We start from the raw sequence: 17,340 nt of genomic DNA, 5'->3' as shown, positions 1-17,340 counted from the left end.
GCAATGTCATTGTTAACTGTACGTGATCTGACGATCGAATTACCTGCCTTGGTCAATGCCCGGCAAGCCCAGCGGCAGCCGCTGGTCAACGGGATTTCCTTTAGCATTGCCGCCGGTGAAATCCTGGCGCTGGTCGGGGAAAGTGGCTCCGGCAAATCGCTGACGGCACTGGCTATTTTACGATTGTTGCCCGATACCCTGAGTATCACCGGCGGTGTGATTGAGCTGGCTGGCGATAATCTGTTTGAACGGACCGAACGGCAGATGAATGCGGTTCGGGGTTATCGCGCAGCGATGATTTTTCAGGAGCCGCAAAGTGCGCTGAATCCGGTCCAAACCCTGTTGCAACAGATTGGTGAAGTACTGGTTTTACACAAGGGCCTGACCGGTGCGGCGCTAAAAACAGCGGTTATCAATCTGTTGGAAGAAGTTGGTATTCCTGACCCTCGCCAGCGTCTGAGCTGGTATCCGCATCAGTTGTCCGGCGGTCAGAAGCAGCGAGTAATGATCGCCATGGCTCTGGCCTGTGAGCCGGAGCTGCTGGTGGCGGATGAACCGACCACTGCACTGGATGTCACCATCCAGAAGCAGATTCTGGATTTGCTGAACCAGATCCGTCGCGCCCGGAAACTAGGGGTCTTGCTGATTACTCACGATATGGGTGTGGTGTCGGAAATGGCCGACCGGGTGGCGGTGATGCGCCATGGTGAGATTCTGGAGTACCGTCCTGGTGATGAGTTCTTCGTGTCGCCGCAACACGAATACAGTCGCCAGCTGATTCACTCGTTGCCACGGCGAGACTTCCGTCAGCCATTGACCACCCCCGAGCCGTTGCTGACGGTGGAGGGGTTGAAGGTCTGGTTTCCACAACGCCATGGTGTGCTGCAGCGGGTGGTAGGCCATACCCGCGCAGTGGATGGCGTATCATTCCAGATTCATAAAGGTGAAACCCTGGCACTGGTGGGAGAATCCGGTTCCGGCAAATCGACGGTAGGTCGGGCCATTCTGGCTCTGGAACCTCTGTATGCGGGGTGTATCACTTTCGACGGCCAGCGGATTGACCAGCTGAGCCAGGCTGAATTTCGTGCTTACCGCAAACGTATTCAAGTGATTTTCCAGGACCCGTTTTCTTCCATGAATCCGCGTATGACCATTCGTGAGATTCTTGCCGAAGGCATGATCAGTCTGGGCCTGGCCGATGACCATCAACAGCGTGAAGCCAAGCTGCAAACACTGTTGCTGCGGGTTGGTATGGCGGTGGAGCACCTCGACCGCTATCCCCATGAATTTTCCGGGGGCCAGCGTCAGCGAATCGCCATTGCCCGGGCGATTGCAGTCGAGCCTGATCTGATTATCTGTGATGAACCCACCAGTGCGCTGGATGTCAGTATCCGCGGTCAGGTATTGGCGTTGCTGCAGGAGCTGCAGCAAGAAATGGGGTTGAGCTATCTATTTATTACCCACGACCTGTCGATTATTCCACATCTGGCTCATCGGGTGGCGGTGATGAGTCAGGGGGTCCTGGTTGAGCAAGGGGAGTGCGCCAGCGTGATGAACCAGCCTCAAGACTCTTATACTCAGGCTCTGCTGGCAGCGGCACCGGTTATATGTACGGGTTTATAATCACGACCTTGTTTCTCGGTGTGATTGTCACCATTTAGAGCACCAGAACGCATTTCTTTATTTTTTGCGGTGTAAACCGTCTGACCGATTCAGGAGTTTGTTGTGTCCCAACTGACCCAAGCCCAGGTAGAACAAGCCCTGGCGAGCTACATCGACCCATATTTGGAAATGGATCTGGTATCTGCCGGTGCCTTGCAGTCTGTCCAGATTAACGGCGGCAACGTTGCGGTGGTGCTGGAACTGGATTATCCGTCGGAATTTCTCAGCGGCGGTGTGACGCAACTGTTAACGACCGCACTGGAAAACCTCGATGGTTGTGATGACGCCAATGTCACATTGGGCTGGCATGTGGAAGCTCACAAGAGCCATGATGGTGGTGAATCCCTGGCTGCGGTAAAAAACATCGTCGCGATTTCATCCGGCAAAGGCGGTGTGGGGAAATCCACGACGGCAGTCAATCTGGCGATTGCCCTGGCTCAGGACGGTGCCAAAGTCGGTCTGCTGGATGCGGATATTTATGGCCCGAGCCAGGGCATCATGCTTGGTGTTGCCGATGGCACACGACCGGACACCATTGATAACAAGTGGTTTGTGCCAGTAGAAGCCCATGGTATCAAAACCATGTCGATGGCCTATCTGGTGACAGAGCAAACACCGATGGTGTGGCGTGGCCCTATGGTAGCGGGGGCATTGACCCAGATTCTGACCCAGACCCAATGGGGCGAACTGGATTATTTACTGATCGATATGCCACCGGGAACCGGTGATATCCAGCTTACCCTGAGCCAGAAATACCCGGTGTCGGGTTCGGTAATTGTTACGACTCCACAAGACATTGCCCTGGCCGATGCCAAAAAAGGCGTGGAAATGTTCCGTAAGGTGGGGATTCCGGTGCTGGGCATGATCGAAAACATGAGCATGCACATTTGCTCCAACTGTGGTCATGCAGAACATATCTTTGGCCAGGATGGCGCCGAACGTCTGGCGACGACCTACCACACCAAGGTGCTGGGTTCCTTGCCGCTGGCGACCTATATCCGGGAACAATCGGATGCTGGTGTGCCGGTGGTGGCCGCTGATGAGAGTTCGGAAGTGGCGATGATGTATCGTCATGCTGCCCGTCGTCTGGCGGTAGCACTGGCTCGTGGTGGTGAAGCAGCGGAAGCGATGCCGGAAATCAGTATCTCCGAAGATTAAGGTTCCAGAAAATATGATACCTGATACCTGATACCTGATACCTGATACCTGATACGTCAGGTGTCGGGTCATGATCGCAATAACGTCGTGCTCTCGGCGTTATATCAAACTCCCGATTGGCCATTTTGATAAGCCATATTTCCGTGGTACGGCATATATTGTCGTTACTGGCTGCTGCCTCACCAGTGTGAAAAAAGCAACCTTTTTCCAGACGATTGTACCTATCAGTTTATAGATACCGGATCGTACCAGTATCGTATGTCCCCCATTGTGGCTGAAGGGCTGGCTCACTTCCGGGTTAATAACTGATCACTCTTGATATAGGCGGGTTTGACTGCCGACGACGATATGATAAAGAGCCTCCGGTTACTGTCTTCAAAGGCGTTGATTTCAGCCAGGTTTTTACTGTTTTTTGCAGGATTGGGATAACCGTAATAGTTCCTCATGTGTATTATATGCGCTGGTTTGGTGCTTTTTGAGGGTCTTTGTGCTACGCGGTGGTGATGGCATGGAGACCAGAGCACATTGGTATTATTGTTTTGGCGTTTGGGCTGTTTGGTCATGGGAACGTCACGCTCCGGGTATTTATTGACGGTAATTTTTTGTAGAGTCCGTTGCTAATGTACCGGGTGTTATATGGAGATACACATGGATTACCTGATTGTTGGTCTTGGAGGCGGCATTCTGCTTGCTGTGGGCGTGATTGTCTGGATGATTTCTTCCAGAAAAGGGTCAGCCAGTCATTTTTCTTATGCAGCCGCAGGGCCGGTTCTGTCATCTGTAGAGCTGGATTTTTATCGGGCTTTACAGTCTGCATACGACAATACGGCACTGATTTTATGTAAAGTCCGGGCCGCGGATATTATTCAGCCAGAAGAAGGGCTGAAGCAGGACGTAAGCCAGGCTCTGCTCGAACGTATCGCACCCAATGAGTTCGATTTTGTCTTGTGTGACCCAGACAATTTGTCTGTACGTTGTGTCATTCGGCTGGATCATGGTGAATCAGATAAAGAGCGGCGGCAAAATAACGAGCTGCTGGTCTCTGCTTGCCAGTCTGCTGCTGTCAACATGCGCCTGGTGGACGTTCAGCAATCCTTGTCGGTTGAGGAGCTGAGAGCGCTGGAAAGCCCGCTTCCTGAACAGACGGAAGTGGTTCCTGAGACGGCCGAGGCTGCCGATCCGGCGTTGGTTGGTAATACCGATCATGACCATACGGTAACCGAGCCTCAGAATAGCGAGCAGGCGCCGCTGTCTCCGGTCTTGCCTGAAACCAATTTGATGCCAGAAGCTGCGGCTCCGCAACATGAAGAAGAAGATCCTTTCTCTTTGTCTTCCCTGATCTCTGATCCGGTACCAGAAGAAACCGGCTCGGACTTTGACAGCGATATTGCCTCATGGGGCAGTGAAGAAAGCTCTGACAGTGTGTTGGCTTCCGGTATCGAGGATACACCCGCAGCGGCAGAATCTGCACCAGCAGCAGAGGCAGAGGCGGTAGCGGCAGCACCATCCCCGGCGCCTGTGGTGCCAGAACCCGCTGCAACACCAGAAGCTGTTGTTGAGGCAGACACTTCTCATCATCAGCACATACCACGGCCAGCTGCCAAGCCTCTGCATGCTGTTACCGAACCACATTGTCCCCGTTGCCATGCGCCCCTGGTGCAACACACGCCAAAATCCGGCAAATTGGTGGGTCAGTTGTTGTGGATCTGTAGCACCTTTCCTGAGTGTCGTTATGCCGCGCCTTTTGATGCCCATGATGAACCACAGCTGAATCGCGGCACGGGCTGATCCGGCCGCCTCATGCACTGCTCTGGCGGGAATTTTACAGCGTAAAGAAAGCGACTCTTTTGGTAATCTCTTTGGCAATGTCGCGCAATCGTGCCATAGAGAGGAACAAATTGTGCTTTCTGCTATGATAATTAGCTATCTGTCTGTTCATTGACGGTCACTGTTATCGGGTATGCCTGGTTTGGCAAGATTGCAGTGATTCTGGTCTCTTGTTCTTTGGACAATCACTATCATTTCCGCTGTCAGTCATGAGGTTTCAGGATTATGGATGTACTCGAGATATTGGTGTTATTGATCGCTTTGGTACTCATTGCCTTGATTGTGGCAGTGGTGCTGGTATCGGTTCAGGCACTGGCATCCAGCAAACGCGCCAAGGCTTCCCAAGCCAAGCCCAGTCCAGCTGCAGAATCTGAGGCAACCGAGCCAGCTTCAATCGGATCGGTTATGGATCTTATCTCTCCACCTCCTGTGGGGCCGGTAACCACGTCCAACGATACTGCCGCGCCTGTGGATAAGGATGAGGATGAAATTCTGGATGAAGAGATCGAGCTTGATGTACCACCAACGATCGAAGAGCTGTTATCGAAAGCCGGCCCGGCCCCGGTGAATAACGAGCCTGCCGAGGTTGAGCCAAAAGCGGAGAGTCCTGCTCCTGCCAAACAGCCAGACACCCGCAGTACCGAAGAGAAACGTCCCGCGGCTCCCGTTGCTCCCGTGGAGCGAGCCACTATTCCGGAGGATACGCTGCGGCGACCACTGGAAGAAATCAAGCTGGCAACACCAGCACGTCGTAACGATGATAACTACCCCTATATGGCTGGCGGCCCGCTGCTGACGCCGCTGGAACGTCTGTTTTATGGTGATCTCAAAACATCGATTTCGGATAACACCGAGATTTTTTGTAAGGTTCGAGCATCCGATATTCTGAATCCCAGATCCGACCTGAGCCTTGAAGATTCTTATTTTGCTGCCGACCAGCTAGCGACCCAGCGCTTCGATTTTGTCTTGTGTGATGCCCGCGATTTTTCAGTGATTGGTGTTATCGAACTGGATGGTATGGGCGAGCGTGAAGGGCTGCGCAAGATTCAGCGCGAGATATTACGCAAGTCGGCAGAATCGGCTAATTTGCCGGTCTTGCTGGTGGATATGAAGCGTGGTTATACCATCAGGGAGATACGGGAACAGGTGAATTATTTGCTGCCTAGGGATAGCGGTGGTTATGAAGGAACGATTGAACATGAAGCGGTTGATGATACGCCTGATATCTATCAGGAGGAGGAAGAAATCACCGTGACACTGGCGGATAACGGCGTGTCTGAGGAGCCGGACAGCGCCCCTGATTCCAGTGTGGACAGCGGCGAAGATGAGCAAGAGACTGTGGCGGTTACTGCTGCAACAGAAGCTGTTGCTGAGACTCCTGTGTCTCCTGTTGCTGCTTCCGGGAATGACACGTCGCCGGCTCCGGCGGCAGAGACAGAGACAGCACATAAAAATGTCTGTCCTCGTTGTCAGTCACCCCTGAAACTATCATTGGCGACAACGGGTGAATTTGCTGGCCAGTACTTCTGGATTTGTACCAAATTACCTGAATGCCCTTACGTTGCACCGATTTCGCCGCCGCAATAAACCGTCCGTAACACCTGTTATCAACCCCTGGCCACACCGGCGCCTTTGTCTTTCAGTCGTGAAGCAGTTCACTGTGACCTGAGAGACGACGGCCCGGCTTCCAGCAAGGTTATGCCCGACTCTATGGCCGTTATCGCTGGTGCTGGACTGGTTGTTTAATCTGATGTCAGCCGCCTCGGTCAACCAGGCTTGTACTGTTGTATTGCGGTGGTATGGATTCCGCCACATCATGATTACCACAACAATATCTTCGACTGTTTTGTATTACGAGGTTGAACTTATGCCTGTTCCTGAATCGTCAGAGCCGGGTCGTCGCCAGGTTGCCAATCCGGTATTACGTTGGTGCTTGCTGGCGGTGGGGTGGCTGGCTGTGGCGTTGGGAACTGTCGGGATATTTCTGCCGGTGTTGCCGACCACACCTTTCTTGTTACTGGCTGCCGCCTGTTTTGTGCGCAGTTCGCCGGGTTTTTATCATTGGCTGGTCGGGCATCCGAAACTGGGCAGTTATGTACTGTATTACCTCGACGGCAAGGGAATGCCCAAAAAAGCCAAGATTTATACCCTGTTGCTGATGTGGGCATCGCTGTTGTTGACGGCACTGGTTCTGGTGCCCTCTGTTTGGGTACAAATCACACTGTCGCTGACCGGCTTGGGAGTGAGTTGGTACATTCTTCGTTTACCCACTTTGACGCTGGTGACAGCGCCACACCAGGGTAGCAATCAATCAAGGTTGGAATAATACCTGGCAACGGGATTTGATGGCTTTTCCTGTGTGCTTGCCGCTATGCTTTGCGCCGCATTTATTGGTTGAGGGGTAACACGTGTTTTTTCTGAAACAGCATGCTGACTGGTTGCTTTTTGTGCTGCTGGTGCTGGTTTTTTTGCTTTGGCCAGAGCTGGATCTTGTGGTCAGCCATTGGTTTTACGATGACGCCTCGGCCAGCTGGCCATATCGGGACAATCCGGTGAATCTGGCCTTGTATGGCTTGTTCCGTTATTTGCCCTATGCCTTGGTGCCTTTGTTGATGATTGGGTTGGGGTTGACCTTCTGGTCTCGTGGCTTGCCCCGTAGCCAGAGGAAGGTCTGGTTGTTCCTGTTGCTGACCTTGCTGATTGGCCCTGGCATTCTGGTACACAATATATTTAAAGAAGGTTTTGAGCGGCCACGGCCAAAGCAGGTAGTGGAATTTGGCGGCAAAAGTGGTTTCAGTCCTGCCTTTGTGATTGCGGATCAGTGCCATGGCAAATGCCGGTCGTTTGTTAGTGGTCACTCGGCGATGGGGTTCTGGCTGATGGTGTTTGCCTGGTGGAGCCGACGTAAAGTCTGGCTGTATCTTGGGGTTGCGGTGGGAGTCAGTGTCAGTGTGGTGAGGATTACCCAGGGCGGGCATTTTCTCAGCGATACGATTTTTGCCGGATTTATTTGTTACTTCATCTATCGGTTGTTCAGCTATTGGCTGCTGGGGCATAGCCGGATTGGCCAACTGGAGTCAACACGGGGTACAGCTTGATCCCCGTTGTCAGTGGACGGTTTAGCCATCACTGGGTCGTTACCAGCCAGCGGTTCTTTTCAATGGTGGCACTGCCAATGCCTCGTACCTGAGCGAGGTCTTCGATGCTGTTGAACGGGCCATTTTCCTGGCGGTAACGCACGATGGCTTCGGCCTTGACGGTGCCTATACCTTGAAGGTGCGTCAGCGCATCGACGCTGGCGGTGTTGATATTGATTTTACTGGCCATGGCTGTGGTCGTCGTGGCTTCAACGGCACTGGGCGTGTTTCCAGAGCTATCGTTGACTGCGAGCAGGGCAGCCCCTTGTTTCTGTGGTTGTGGTGGTTGTGCGCCACTGAGGTCGGTAAGGCCGGGGATGCTGAAGGTCGTGGAGAAGGGGTTGCTACTGGCGTCACTGTAGGCGGCGGTGGCGGTGGCCAACAACAGGGCCATGAGCAGGGTTTGCAGGGTTCGCTGGAATAATGAAGTCGTCGGATCGGTTTTAAATGACATCATGTCGACATCTCCTTGATGGGGTGAGATGTCAAACTAGCAATCAACTATCCGGTTTTGAATCCGGCGAAACTCTTATCCGAAGAGCCGCCGGTTCAGTCTAAAGGGCGATTTATCGCTACTTGTCAGCGGCTTTTGTCGTCTTTTTGGGTGAGGCTTTTTTCTTGGTTTCTTCAACCCATTGTCCGTCTTTATACCAGGCTGACCAGCCGGTAGCCTTACCTTCAACTTCCGACATCACGTACTGTTCCTTGCTTTTGCGACTGTAGCGAATGACGGAAGGGTTGTTGTCCTTGTCGGTTCGCGGAGCATCCAGCAGGAAGTGGTACTTTTGTGGCAGTTCCGCCTGATGAGCTAATAACTCTTGTACTTGTGGCGGACGGGTTTCGCGGTTTTTCGGGAACTGGCTGGCGGCCAGGAACAGGCCCGATGCGCCGTCTCGCAATACATAGGTATCGTCGACTTTCAGGCACTTCAGTTCCGGCATGGGGACCGGGTCCATTTTCGGTGGCGCAGCTTCCCCGCTTTTGAGCAACTTGCGGGTGTTTTTACATTCACTGTTGGTGCAGCCAAAGTATTTGCCAAAGCGGCCAGATTTGAGCTGCATTTCACTGCCGCATTTGTCGCATTCCAGTGTCGGGCCGTCGTATCCCTTGATCTTGAACTGGCCCGTTTCGACTTCAACGCCGACGCAATCCGGGTTGTTGCCGCAAATATGTACCTTGCGCTGTTCATCAAGCAGGTAGCTGTCCATGGCGTTGTCGCAGATCGGGCAGCGACGTTTTTCCATCAGGCGACGGCTTTCTGCTTCTTCGTCTTCATCGGCGGAGATGGCTTCTTCGCCGGGGATCAGGTTCAGCGTCTGGGTGCAGCGTTCCTTGGGCGGCAGTGAGTAGCCGGAGCAGCCGAGGAAGACACCCGTGGAGCCGGTGCGGATCTGCATATGGCGACCACAGGTCGGGCAGGGAATATCGGTATCGACCGGGGTATTCGGACGCATGCCACCGTCTTCACCGGCACTGTCCAGTTTTTTCTGGAAGCCGCCGTAAAAATTGTCCAGTACTTCGGTCCAGTTGCTGTCGCCATCGGCAATATGGTCGAGCTTTTCTTCCATGCTGGCGGTAAAGCCAAAATCCATCAGGTCATCGAAGTTTTCGACCAGACGACTGGTGACGATATCGCCCATTTTTTCAGCGTAAAAACGACGGCCCTTGAGGCTGACGTAACCACGTTCCTGAATGGTGGAAATAATCGAGGCGTAGGTGGATGGGCGACCAATACCACGTTTTTCGAGCTCTTTTACCAGGGCGGCTTCAGAGAAGCGCGGCGATGGTTTGGTGAAATGCTGCTTGGGTTCCAGCTCAATCAGATTGAGGTGATCACCTTCGGCCACATCGGGCAGCAAGACGTCATCGTCCTTGCCACCACCGGAGGTCAGTACGCGCAAATGACCATCAAAGCGGATAACCCGGCCACGGGTTTTTAAATCGAAATCGCCAGCACTGGTGGTAATACTGGAGCTGGTGAATTTGGCATCGGCGGTTTGACAGGCAACAAAACGACGCCAGATCAGATCGTAAAGGCGCTGGGCATCCGGTTCCATGCTGCTGAGGTCGGCGGCCCGCAGGGTGACATCGGAAACCCGGATGGCTTCGTGCGCCTCTTGTGCACCTGCCTTGCTGCTGTAAATGCGTGGTTGGTCGGGCAGGTATTGCTCCCCTAACTTGTCCTGGATGTAGTCACGCACACTGGCGACAGCATCCTGACTCAGATTGGTGGAGTCGGTACGCATATAGGTGATGTAACCGGCCTCGTACAGCCGTTGGGCCAGGGTCATGGTTTTCTTGACGCTGAAGCCCATGCGGGTGCTGGCCGCTTGTTGCAGGGTGGAGGTAATAAATGGCGCTGCCGGCCTGGAGCTGGTGGGCTTGTCTTCACGCTTGCTGACGGCAAAGGGCAATTTGCTCAGCTGGTCGATCAGGGCATGGGTATCGGCGGCATTGGTGGGGCGGAATTCCTTGCCTTGATAGCGAATCAGCTGCGCCCGTAACACTTCACCGCTGTCGGTACTGAGGTTGGCAAAGGCTTCCCAGAATTCTTCTGGAATAAAGGCGCGGATTTCCCGCTCGCGCTCGACAATCAGGCGCACGGCTACCGATTGCACACGTCCGGCTGACAGGCCGCGGGCAATTTTGCTCCACAGCAGTGGCGACAGCATAAAGCCCACCACGCGATCGAGGAAGCGCCGTGCCTGTTGGGCATTGACGCGGTTCATATTCAGGTCGGAGGGCTGTTCAAAGGCTTTTTGAATGGCTTTTTTGGTGATCTCGTTAAATACCACTCGACGATATTGCTCGTCTTGGCCGCCAATAATCTCACGAAGGTGCCAGGCGATGGCTTCTCCCTCGCGGTCCAAATCCGTCGCCAGATAAATCTGGTCGGCATCCTTGGCCAGGCGTTTGAGTTCGTCGACGACCTTTTCCTTGCCCGGCAAAATCTGGTAGTGGGCTTCCCAACCGTTTTCCGGGTCGATGCCCATGCGGTTGATCAGCTGTTCCTTGGCTTTGCGAGCCTTGTAGATCGCTTTTTTCTCCGGCGACATTTTGCGCGTCAGGGCGGCCTGTTTGGCACGCTCCTTCGGATCGCTTGTTGACGCGGAACCGGATGTAGGCAAATCGCGCACGTGGCCGACGCTGGACTTGACGATAAAGTCCTTACCCAAGTACTTATTGATGGTTTTCGCCTTGGCAGGCGATTCCACAATTACCAGCGATCTGCCCATATTCTCCGTTTTACCCTTAAATACGTGTTAACTCAGCCCAGTTGTGGCGACACTTTATAGGTAGACCCCTGGGTTTGGTCAAGCCTGAAGCAAGGAACTTCTGCACATTCTCTGCCATGAACAGTAAAAAACGAGGTCGTTTTTTACGCAAAATATCAATTTTGACCAAGTATTTTTAAGTAACTTTTATGAATGGTTCGGGGTATCCCCAGTAGGGGGATTTGTTGTTCTGGGTTGATGCTGCGGCTGTGCTGTCAGGCTTATGCTGCCTGACTTGTTGCCGGTTAGTGAGTGCTGGCCAAATACTGATTTCAGGGGCTGCTGACCAGCTTGCCAATTAAGCTATCCGACTCTGGCCAGAGCCTTCTTTAATAGGAGTATGATGGCGGCGACAAATTATTCACTGTGCTGTGGCGTTCAATACGGGTTGATTGACCTTTTGGGGTAACAGCCGATAAGGAATGACTGCTGTGTTTTCTTCTTTGACGGGTTTTGGGGCTGCCCAGAAGTTGCTGTCTTTGTGCCATGATCTGGAGGTGGAACGTTTTCCGCTTCAGGCTGATATCGATACATCCGGTGTGTCTGTGTTGCGGCTGGATCGTATCCATCCGGTGCTGTCGGGTAACAAGCTGTTCAAACTGTTGTGTCACTGGCAGCCCTGGCAGGGCAGTGGCCGTTCCGGCTGGGTAACGCCGGGAGGTGTCTGGTCAAATCATTTGCATGCGGTGGCATTTCTGGGGCAGTGGGCTGGGGTTCGTACAACCGGCCTGGTACGGGGTTATGACGATGTGCCGTTGACGGCAACCTTGCAGGATTGTGTCGATTGGGGCATGCAGCTGGTATTCCAGTCCAGAGTTGATTATCGCCAGCGCTATGACCAGGACTGGCAGCGCCACTGGTCGGCGGCGACTGACAGCTATTTTATCGGCGAGGGTGGGGCCTGGGCGGCATCGACAGAGATGGCGCTGTTGTCAGGGCTTGATGGCGATGACCAGCAAGATCCCGGGGCGCAGGCATTTGCGGCCTTGGCGGCTGTCTGTGCCGGATATGATCAGGTGTGGCTGGCAGCCGGCAGCGGGACAACAGCCGAGCGCTTGTTGCCAAGGCTGCCCGCTGATGTACATCTGGTGGCGGTGAATACCGTTGCCGATCATGGCGCTCTGGCGCAACGCTGGCAGCGGTTGTTTGCCGGTCGGTCATGGCAGATTGTTGCCAGCAGCATGCGCCGTTTCGGGGCGCAATCCGATGCGTTGCGAGGGCAAATCACCGCCTTTGACCGTCAGGGGTTACCGCTCGATCCGGTGTACGGTGCGCCCCTGGTCGACACCTGGTTACAGCATGCTGCGTTGTGGCAGGGGCAATCCGTTCTGCTGATTCATGGCGGCGGGTTGCAGGGCCGACGGGGGATCGGCCTGGATGTCGATGTATCTGCTGGCGGCCAGGTCGCTCAGGTCCGTTCGTTGGGCCAATGATCTGCAACAACCATCCAGCGTTGCTGCTCTGCCCAGTATGGCTGCTGTGGCCTGACCCGGGCCAGGCAGAGCGGGATATCCAGATAACGAAAATGGCACTGCAGCAATTGCACGATATCGGCTGCGCTGGCGGCCACCGGAGACAAGACCGGGCTGAGCCATTCATCGCGGGCCAGAATGACCCAATGGCCAGTGCGGATATGTTCTTGCAACTCACTGGCATGACACCAGCGACCTTGCCAGTGGTGAGGATTCACTTCCGCCGGTCGCTGGGCAGTGATGGCAGGATTGGCCGGGTAGAACAGGCAACCACGGAAGACGGCTTCCGACCGGCGCGGAAACCAGCCCCGTGTCGCCAGCAGTGGCTGTGCCTGTGGATGGCGGGCCAGAGGGAGTTGCTGTTCATAGGTGTGGCGCAATTTGTTCGCCAGTCGATCCCGGCGATTGGCACCGATCCAGTCATTGCCAATGCCAAGATAAAACTTTAGGGCCAGTTCAAGGTGCCATTGTTGCTGACCGTTATCGATCAGCAGATCAAGTTCACCGAGGGTACGATCGCGTCCGGCGATCTGGATATTGGCATCCCAGCGCCAGCCGCTGTGCTGTAGCCATTCGTGCCAGAGCGACTCAAACACCAGCCCGAGGCGGCTCTGTTCACTGCGTCTGGTGTGATGCCACTGGGTCGGGCAACCGGCCTGCTGACAGAGGGATTCCAGCCATGGTGGCTGGGATGGTGACCAGGGGCAGGCCAGTAATGAGGGCGATGTCAGCGCCCAGGTCAAATCACGGATGTGTTTGTCTGGCAGTTGGAAAAAGGCGTCTTCGGAGATTTGCATGCGTCAGGTCAACAAGCCTTTTGGTAGTTGCTGTGATATAAATCGCGCACTTCACTCTCCCGACACTGGCAGTATCCATTTGGCAGGATTGGGTGGCATCGCAGCGCCGGTTACAGGCTGCATCGATAACAACGACTTGGGTTAAGGTGATGGAAGAGTTTCGTAATATAGGCCTTATCGGCCGCTTGAACAGTAACAAGGTCATTGAAACCGTCAAGCGATTATCCCGCTTTCTGACCGATGAGGGATATTACGTCATTCTCGACGATCGCATTGCTGAGGTGATTCCGGGCCATAATATGCAGGTCAGCAAGGTCAATTTGCTGGGTGAAATCTGCGACCTGGTGATTGTGGTCGGAGGTGATGGCAGCTTGCTTGGGGCGGCTCGTGCTTTGGCCAAGTACCATATTCCGGTACTGGGTATTAACCGTGGCCGTCTTGGTTTTCTGACCGACATCAGCCCTGGCGACACCATGTGTGACGAAGTGCTTGCGGTTTTGCATGGCGAATACACCAGTGAACTGCGATTTTTGCTGGATGCAGAAGTCAAACGGGATGGTAATCCGATCGGTGGGGCTGCGGCCCTGAATGATGTGGTGTTACACCCGGGCAAGTCGGCTCGCATGATTGCTTTCGACCTGTATATCGAAGGACAGTACGTTTATAACCTGCGGTCAGACGGCTTGATTGTGTCCACTCCGACCGGTTCGACGGCGTATTCGTTATCCGGTGGCGGGCCGATCATGCATCCCAAACTGGATGCTCTGGTACTGGTACCGATGTTTCCACATACCTTGTCGAGTCGGCCTATAGTGGTGGATGGCAAAAGCGAAATCAAAATCCATATTGATGGCGATCTGGATATTTATCCAACGCTCAGCTGTGATGGTCAAACCCATCTTCCATGTGCGCCCGGTGATGTGATTACCATCCGGAAAAAAGCGCACAAGTTTAAATTGATTCACCCCAAAGGGCATAACTTCTACGAGATATGCCGCACCAAATTGGGCTGGAGCAGTAACCTTGGAGACTGAATATGCACCAGGGATATGATCTGATCGGGGATATACATGGCTGTGGCGATACCCTTGTTACCTTGCTGGAGCAAATGGGTTATCGCAAGCAGCATGGCGTTTATCGTCATAATACGCGCAAGGCCGTGTTTGTGGGTGATGTTGTGGATCGTGGCCCTCATATTCGACTGGCCTGTGAAGTCGTGCGGAATATGGTCGAGGCCGGTGAAGCAGAAATGCTGATGGGGAATCACGAGTACAACCTGATTACCTACTGTACCAAGGCTCCCGCCGGTATGCGGCAACCGTTTTTGCGTGAACACACACGCCGCAACAGCCATATTGTTGAAGCCACGATGGAGCAATTTGCCCACCATCCGCAAGAGCTGAACGATATGCTCGACTGGTTTCTGGAGCGGCCACTGTTTGCCGAATACGACCATTTTCGGGTTGTACACGCTTGCTGGGACAGCGATATGATCGCCGAATATATCGCCCGCTACGGTGGTAATCAGCTGGATCGCCAGCTGCTGCTGGAATCGGTTGATCCTGCCAGCTTCCTGCACAAGTTCCTTGACCGGATGCTGCGTGGCACCTCGCTGAAGCTGCCACAAGGCCGCTCCATGACCGCTACCGATGGCTTTGTACGGCAATTTTTCCGCACCAAGTTCTGGGAGCATGACCCCCAGCGCTACAGTGATGTCCTGTTTCAGCCCGATCCCTTACCAGAGGATTTACAGCATTCGCTGTTGAGTGAGGCAGAGAAACGTCAGCTGCTGTATTACAGCACGGAAGAAAAACCGCTGTTTTTTGGTCATTACTGGATGTCAGGTATTCCGTCACCCTTGAGTACCAATCTGGCGTGTATCGATTATAGTGCCGTGAAATATGGCCGCCTGGTGGCCTATCGCATGGATACTGAACATCAACTACAGCCCAATAAATTCACCTGGGTCAGAGTGGACAAGAACGAGCGCTGATGGAAGCTTTGCTGGTACTGGTGGCGGATGCGGCGGTTGATCTGTCGCCGCTCACACAACAATTATGGGCGCATCGTATCGCGCACCGGGTGATCATGGTGGAGGGTCAGCAACACCTGTACCTGGCCCATGAGGCTGATATTGCCCAGGTACGGAGCTGGGTCGAGCAGTGGCGGGAAGGCCAGCTGGGCAAACCAGAGGTCGAGACCGGTAAGCCCCGGCCGCTGGTGGCGTTTATTCTGACCCTGGCGCAAGTACCGGTGACTCTGGCAATGAGCCTGGTACTGGTACTGATTTTTGGCTGGATGCACATTTCGACCGACTGGTTGGCCTGGGTGCAACCCGGAGATGGCCTGTGGCCGGAGCAGCGGATGCAGCTGGCCACCTATCTGGACATCGGCTTGCTGGCCTGGCTTAAACCGATACTGGTGCATTTTTCGCTGGTCCATTTGGTGTTTAACAGCATGTGGTGGTGGATTCTGGGGCGCAGTATCGAACAGCATGATGGCTCGCGCATGTTGCTACTGTTGACCCTGATCACAGGATTGGTGGGCAACCTGGTGCAGTGGTGGTATGGCGGCCCCGGTTTTGGTGGGCTGTCCGGTGTCACTCTGGGACTGCTGGGTTGGGTCGGCTGGCGGCAATATCAGCGCAAGCTGTCGTACTCCATCCCGGCCATGCTGCTGCCTGTGATGGTGGGCTGGCTGCTGCTGACCATGATGAGTGACAGTCTGATACCGGGCCTGACCGGTATTGCTCATGGTGCGCACCTGGGTGGCTTGATCGCCGGCATGTTGCTGGCCACGGTGTGGCCGAGCAAGCGACCAGCTGCCCCCGATACGTAAATTGTTTGGAGATAAAACGATGACATTACAAGATCTGATCCAGTCGCTGACCCCGGCCGTCTATGAAAACCTCAAAAACGCCGTGGCGCTGGGCAAATGGCCCAATGGCACCGCGTTGCAGGAAGGCCAGCGCGAACTGTGTATGGAAGCCATTCTGCACTATGAAATTACCCATCAGGTACCGGCCGAACAACGGGTAGGTTATGTCGGTGGCGCCTGTGCCAGTGGCAACGTTGAGACCATTGGCCGTGATGATGACGTTCAGCCATTGACGCTGCAGTAAGCCCATGACCGACCGTTACCAGGGTGCGCTCAGCAAAATGGCCGCGACGGCTGCGGCTGATGGACAAGTGGCTTACCGCTTGTCACTGGGGCGTGACCAGATCGATATGAATGCCCTGATCGGCCAGCGTGTGGCATTGAGCTGGCAAGGTGCCATTCACTGTTGTGCCTGTGGCCGCAGCACCCGGAAAAGTTTCAGCCAGGGGTATTGTTATCCCTGTTTCAGCAAACTGGCCCAGTGCGACCGCTGCATGATGAGCCCGGAAACCTGTCATTTTCATCTGGGTACCTGCCGCGAGCCGGACTGGGCAGAACAGGTATGTTTTCAGCCTCATTATGTTTACCTGGCCAACTCGTCCGGCATCAAGGTCGGTATTACCCGTGCCGGTCAGCTGCCCACCCGCTGGCTGGATCAGGGGGCCGTACAGGGCATGGCCATTGCCAGAGTTGCCAGCCGTCGTGTGTCCGGAATGCTGGAAGACCTGCTGCGTCAACGGGTTGCCGACAAAACCAACTGGCGGACGATGCTGAAAGGCCAGAACCCGTTACTCGACCTGGGCGCCGCCCGGGATGACTTGCTGGCCGAGCTCGACGACCCGATTCGCGCACTGACCGACCAGTTGGGCGACGATGCCATTGAATGGTTACCCGCCAGTCGTACTGTGTCGCACAGTTTTCATTACCCTGTGCTGGAATACCCCACCAAGGTAACCAGCCACAACCTGGACAAGACACCAGAGCTGCAAGGGCGGCTACTTGGTATCAAGGGGCAGTATCTGATGCTGGATAGTGGCGTCATCAATCTGCGCAAATACACCAGTTATCAGGTCACTCTGACTCATATTGATGCGATCTGATTAATACGCCCGCCTGATCACAAGGCCTTTCATGA

The 17,340-nt window shown here is 54.4% G+C and carries 15 protein-coding genes; 12 read left to right on the top strand and 3 right to left on the bottom strand.

From position 1 onward, the window contains the following. Nucleotides 1–3: 3 nt before the first annotated feature. From Q8W32_RS03730 to Q8W32_RS03705, 6 genes are all read left to right on the top strand, one after another. A complete protein-coding gene (locus Q8W32_RS03730) occupies nt 4–1,623 on the top strand; it encodes an ABC transporter ATP-binding protein (protein ID WP_305413758.1) in 1,620 nt (539 codons plus the stop codon). Nucleotides 1,624–1,725: 102 nt separating this feature from the next. Continuing rightward, a complete protein-coding gene (gene apbC / locus Q8W32_RS03725; protein WP_303434660.1) occupies nt 1,726–2,820 on the top strand; it encodes an iron-sulfur cluster carrier protein ApbC in 1,095 nt (364 codons plus the stop codon). A 648-nt stretch (nt 2,821–3,468) separates the two neighbouring features. After that, nucleotides 3,469–4,608 (top strand): DUF2726 domain-containing protein, encoded by a 1,140-nt coding sequence (locus tag Q8W32_RS03720; RefSeq protein WP_305413756.1) that lies wholly within the window; start codon nt 3,469–3,471, stop codon nt 4,606–4,608. A gap of 264 nt (nt 4,609–4,872) precedes the next feature. Continuing rightward, nucleotides 4,873–6,234, top strand: coding sequence for a DUF2726 domain-containing protein (locus tag Q8W32_RS03715; RefSeq protein ID WP_305413755.1), 1,362 nt, complete (start codon nt 4,873–4,875; stop codon nt 6,232–6,234). 280 nt (nt 6,235–6,514) lie between these two features. After that, nucleotides 6,515–6,973 (top strand): YbaN family protein, encoded by a 459-nt coding sequence (locus Q8W32_RS03710; RefSeq protein ID WP_305413754.1) that lies wholly within the window; start codon nt 6,515–6,517, stop codon nt 6,971–6,973. An 82-nt stretch (nt 6,974–7,055) separates the two neighbouring features. Then, nucleotides 7,056–7,745 (top strand): phosphatase PAP2 family protein, encoded by a 690-nt coding sequence (locus Q8W32_RS03705; protein WP_305413753.1) that lies wholly within the window; start codon nt 7,056–7,058, stop codon nt 7,743–7,745. Nucleotides 7,746–7,773: 28 nt separating this feature from the next. On the opposite strand, the gene Q8W32_RS03700 is transcribed toward Q8W32_RS03705, so the two are convergent. Both Q8W32_RS03700 and topA read right to left on the bottom strand, forming a co-directional pair. After that, nucleotides 7,774–8,241, bottom strand: coding sequence for a ComEA family DNA-binding protein (locus Q8W32_RS03700; RefSeq protein ID WP_370693288.1), 468 nt, complete (start codon nt 8,239–8,241; stop codon nt 7,774–7,776). A gap of 115 nt (nt 8,242–8,356) precedes the next feature. Beyond that, nucleotides 8,357–11,020, bottom strand: a complete 2,664-nt coding sequence (gene topA / locus Q8W32_RS03695) for a type I DNA topoisomerase (protein WP_303434655.1) — start codon at nt 11,018–11,020, stop codon at nt 8,357–8,359. A 470-nt stretch (nt 11,021–11,490) separates the two neighbouring features. On the opposite strand from topA, the gene Q8W32_RS03690 reads away from it, so the two are divergent. Further along, nucleotides 11,491–12,492 (top strand): hypothetical protein, encoded by a 1,002-nt coding sequence (locus tag Q8W32_RS03690; protein ID WP_305413750.1) that lies wholly within the window; start codon nt 11,491–11,493, stop codon nt 12,490–12,492. Here Q8W32_RS03690 and Q8W32_RS03685 read toward each other — a convergent pair. Next, nucleotides 12,468–13,328: a DUF1853 family protein gene (locus Q8W32_RS03685; protein WP_305413749.1), complete on the bottom strand. Its 861-nt coding sequence runs from the start codon at nt 13,326–13,328 to the stop codon at nt 12,468–12,470. The genes Q8W32_RS03690 and Q8W32_RS03685 overlap by 25 nt on opposite strands. A 149-nt stretch (nt 13,329–13,477) precedes the next feature. Here Q8W32_RS03685 and Q8W32_RS03680 point away from each other — a divergent pair, with 149 nt between their 5' ends. The 5 genes from Q8W32_RS03680 to Q8W32_RS03660 are packed head-to-tail and all read left to right on the top strand — an operon-like array spanning nt 13,478 to nt 17,305. Beyond that, nucleotides 13,478–14,362 (top strand): NAD(+) kinase, encoded by an 885-nt coding sequence (locus Q8W32_RS03680; RefSeq protein WP_303434652.1) that lies wholly within the window; start codon nt 13,478–13,480, stop codon nt 14,360–14,362. Nucleotides 14,363–14,364: 2 nt separating this feature from the next. Further along, complete coding sequence (locus Q8W32_RS03675; RefSeq protein WP_303434651.1) at nt 14,365–15,321, top strand: metallophosphoesterase; 957 nt, start codon at nt 14,365–14,367, stop codon at nt 15,319–15,321. Further along, nucleotides 15,321–16,166 carry a rhomboid family intramembrane serine protease gene (locus Q8W32_RS03670; RefSeq protein WP_303434650.1) on the top strand — a complete coding sequence of 282 codons (846 nt, stop codon included), beginning with the start codon at nt 15,321–15,323 and terminating at the stop codon, nt 16,164–16,166. The genes Q8W32_RS03675 and Q8W32_RS03670 overlap by 1 nt, the downstream gene beginning before the upstream one ends. A gap of 19 nt (nt 16,167–16,185) precedes the next feature. Beyond that, a complete protein-coding gene (locus Q8W32_RS03665; protein ID WP_303434649.1) occupies nt 16,186–16,449 on the top strand; it encodes a YeaC family protein in 264 nt (87 codons plus the stop codon). Nucleotides 16,450–16,453: 4 nt separating this feature from the next. Beyond that, complete coding sequence (locus Q8W32_RS03660; RefSeq protein WP_305413747.1) at nt 16,454–17,305, top strand: DUF2797 domain-containing protein; 852 nt, start codon at nt 16,454–16,456, stop codon at nt 17,303–17,305. Nucleotides 17,306–17,340: the final 35 nt, after the last annotated feature.

It is taken from the genome of Oceanobacter sp. 3_MG-2023 (assembly GCF_030688925.1).
In the GTDB taxonomy this organism is placed as follows: Bacteria; Pseudomonadota; Gammaproteobacteria; order Pseudomonadales; family Oceanobacteraceae; genus Oceanobacter.
This window is presented reverse-complemented; position numbering and strand designations above follow the sequence as displayed.

What these genes read in the sequence shown, in the direction of transcription:
- Q8W32_RS03675 (WP_303434651.1), top strand. Translation starts at nt 14,365, where the DNA reads ATGCACCAGGGATATGATCTGATCGGGGATATACATGGCTGTGGCGAT.
- Q8W32_RS03660 (WP_305413747.1), top strand. Translation starts at nt 16,454, where the DNA reads ATGACCGACCGTTACCAGGGTGCGCTCAGCAAAATGGCCGCGACGGCT.
- Q8W32_RS03680 (WP_303434652.1), top strand. Translation starts at nt 13,478, where the DNA reads ATGGAAGAGTTTCGTAATATAGGCCTTATCGGCCGCTTGAACAGTAAC.
- topA (WP_303434655.1), bottom strand. Translation starts at nt 11,020, where the DNA reads ATGGGCAGATCGCTGGTAATTGTGGAATCGCCTGCCAAGGCGAAAACC.
- Q8W32_RS03720 (WP_305413756.1), top strand. Translation starts at nt 3,469, where the DNA reads ATGGATTACCTGATTGTTGGTCTTGGAGGCGGCATTCTGCTTGCTGTG.
- Q8W32_RS03730 (WP_305413758.1), top strand. Translation starts at nt 4, where the DNA reads ATGTCATTGTTAACTGTACGTGATCTGACGATCGAATTACCTGCCTTG.
- Q8W32_RS03685 (WP_305413749.1), bottom strand. Translation starts at nt 13,328, where the DNA reads ATGCAAATCTCCGAAGACGCCTTTTTCCAACTGCCAGACAAACACATC.
- Q8W32_RS03670 (WP_303434650.1), top strand. Translation starts at nt 15,321, where the DNA reads ATGGAAGCTTTGCTGGTACTGGTGGCGGATGCGGCGGTTGATCTGTCG.
- Q8W32_RS03700 (WP_370693288.1), bottom strand. Translation starts at nt 8,241, where the DNA reads ATGATGTCATTTAAAACCGATCCGACGACTTCATTATTCCAGCGAACC.
- Q8W32_RS03665 (WP_303434649.1), top strand. Translation starts at nt 16,186, where the DNA reads ATGACATTACAAGATCTGATCCAGTCGCTGACCCCGGCCGTCTATGAA.
- Q8W32_RS03715 (WP_305413755.1), top strand. Translation starts at nt 4,873, where the DNA reads ATGGATGTACTCGAGATATTGGTGTTATTGATCGCTTTGGTACTCATT.
- Q8W32_RS03710 (WP_305413754.1), top strand. Translation starts at nt 6,515, where the DNA reads ATGCCTGTTCCTGAATCGTCAGAGCCGGGTCGTCGCCAGGTTGCCAAT.